A 1,893-nucleotide genomic window follows, 5' to 3' on the forward strand; every position below is an offset into this window, starting at 1 on the left:
CTCGGTGCGCTGCAATCCGATCCAGCGGCTCTGCTGCCGACCGACACCGCTGGGCGGTACATCGAGGCTGCGGTGATCGGATTGGATGCCACCTCCGCCACAACACGGCGTGCATTCAAAACGGCTATACGGCGCCAGGCCCAGGCGTCCGTCGTTGCCTGCAAGCAATGGACGACCCTTCGTCACATCATGGTGATCGTCGATGCAGCGGGGAGTCTCGCTGACTAGGAGGCGCTCGACCAATGCGACATCGCAGCAGAAACGACTCATCGAATGATTGAACTGATTTGCGGAATCTACGTCATCATCACATTCGTAGTCGTAACCGGGTGCGACGACCCGAGACTTCTCGCCCATCGCGTCCAATGTCGCGCTGACCAAATTCCAGCGACCGATGCACACAGTGCGATGCACTGGAGAGAAATCGCACAATCATCCATCCAACGCGTGAACGTGGGCCCCTCTCTGTCAACCTTGTGTAAGGCACCGGGATCGTCCCGAATAGTGTTGTAGAAGGCGGGGAAGGAGTTCCCTTGACGAACACCGTAATGACAGAGTCCAGCTCGACGGGGCAGGCTGTAGGGATGGAAGATGTTCCCGATCCCCAAGTCCCTGAGCGCCCGAAACGGCGGACCTACACAGCCAAGTACAAACGCGACATTCTCACCGAGTATGATCGCCTCGGTCGGCAGGAGCGCGGCGCGCTGCTTCGCCGTGAAAAGCTCTCACCTCCTTGGTCAGTGCATGGCGTGACCAGCGCGATAAGGGCGTTTTAGAGGCCTTGGCACGGCCGGTCAGCGCGCCGCCGGCCAGTGCTGTGGAGAAGGACGCCGCCCGGCTGCGGAAGGAGAATCTGCGCTTGTCGGGCGAGTTGGATACGGCGAGGCAGGTGATCGCTATCCAGGGAACACTCTCGGCTCTGTTGGATCAGCTCTCGACCAACAGCAGCGCGACGAGCACCGAGAAATAATCGACGTCACCATCACCGCCCTTGTCGCGCTCATCGGCACGAGGGACGCGTGCCAGGCCGTGGGCCGGTCCCGGGCGACGCACTACCGCCGCCATCCCCGCGCGCCACGGCCGCCTTCAGCGCTTCGACCGCGGCCGAAACCGACCAAGCAGCCACGGGCACTGACCGAGCTGGAACGCGCTGCCGTGCTCAAGGTGCTGCGCTCGAGTCGGTTCGTGGACAAAGCACCGGCAGAGATCCAGGCGATCCTCCTCGACGAGGGCACCTACCTCTGCTCGGTGGCGACGATGTATCGCCTGCTCCGCGCCCACGGCGAGACCGGTGAACGTCGTGCCCAGGCCGAACACCCCGCCCGCGTCAAGCCCGAACTCATCGCCACAGGCCCCAATATGACCTGGTCGTGGGACATATCGAAAATCAAGGGCCCAGCCACATGGTCGTACTTCCATCTCTACACGATTATCGACATTTACTCTCGGTACGTCGTCGGCTGGATGGTCGCGACCGGGAATCTCACGAGCTCGCCGAGCGGCTCCTGTTCGACACGATCGAGAAGCAGAACATTCGTCGAGATCAGCTGACGATCCACTCCGACAACGGCTCCTCGATGGCGTCGAAACCTGTCGCGTTTCTGCTCGCTGACTTGGGCGTGACCAAGTCGCACTCCCGCCCACATACGAGTAACGACAATCCATTCAGCGAGTCGCATTTCACAATTCTGAAGTACCGGCCCGAGTTTCCCGACCGGTTCTCCAGCCTCGCCGAGGCACGCTCATTCTGCTCCGAATTCTACGACTGGTACAACGCTGAACATCGTCATTCGGGTATCGGAATGCATACTTGGGACTGCCCCTGGTTTGGTTGACTCCTGACCTGTGGAGATTCGTCTTCACTGGAAAGATGTCATCATGCCCAAGCCCTAC

The 1,893-nt window shown here is 60.7% G+C and carries 4 protein-coding genes and 1 pseudogene; 4 read left to right on the forward strand and 1 reads right to left on the reverse strand.

The window, feature by feature from the left end; translation table 11 throughout:
• The 3 genes from CXY71_RS20805 to CXY71_RS21580 all read left to right on the forward strand — a co-directional run.
• The coding region (locus CXY71_RS20805) for a hypothetical protein (protein ID WP_158252901.1) at positions 1-228 on the forward strand (228 nt) is incomplete at its 5' end.
• 305 nt (positions 229-533) lie between these two features.
• Positions 534-776, forward strand: coding sequence for a hypothetical protein (locus tag CXY71_RS00160; protein ID WP_199184121.1), 243 nt, complete (start codon positions 534-536; stop codon positions 774-776).
• A 41-nt stretch (positions 777-817) separates the two neighbouring features.
• The gene (locus CXY71_RS21580) at positions 818-970 is read left to right on the forward strand and encodes a hypothetical protein (protein WP_233204302.1); all 153 of its coding nucleotides are present in this window, start codon (positions 818-820) and stop codon (positions 968-970) included.
• Here CXY71_RS21580 and CXY71_RS22270 read toward each other — a convergent pair.
• Positions 928-1,053: a hypothetical protein gene (locus tag CXY71_RS22270; RefSeq protein WP_255411368.1), complete on the reverse strand. Its 126-nt coding sequence runs from the start codon at positions 1,051-1,053 to the stop codon at positions 928-930. The genes CXY71_RS21580 and CXY71_RS22270 overlap by 43 nt on opposite strands.
• Positions 1,054-1,125: 72 nt before the next feature.
• On the opposite strand from CXY71_RS22270, the pseudogene CXY71_RS21585 reads away from it, so the two are divergent.
• Positions 1,126-1,799 (forward strand): annotated as a pseudogene (locus CXY71_RS21585) (transposase); the annotation flags it as partial.
• Positions 1,800-1,893 lie beyond the last annotated feature (94 nt).

This window comes from Cryobacterium sp. Y62, from assembly GCF_002929785.1.
In the GTDB taxonomy this organism is placed as follows: Bacteria; Actinomycetota; Actinomycetes; order Actinomycetales; family Microbacteriaceae; genus Cryobacterium.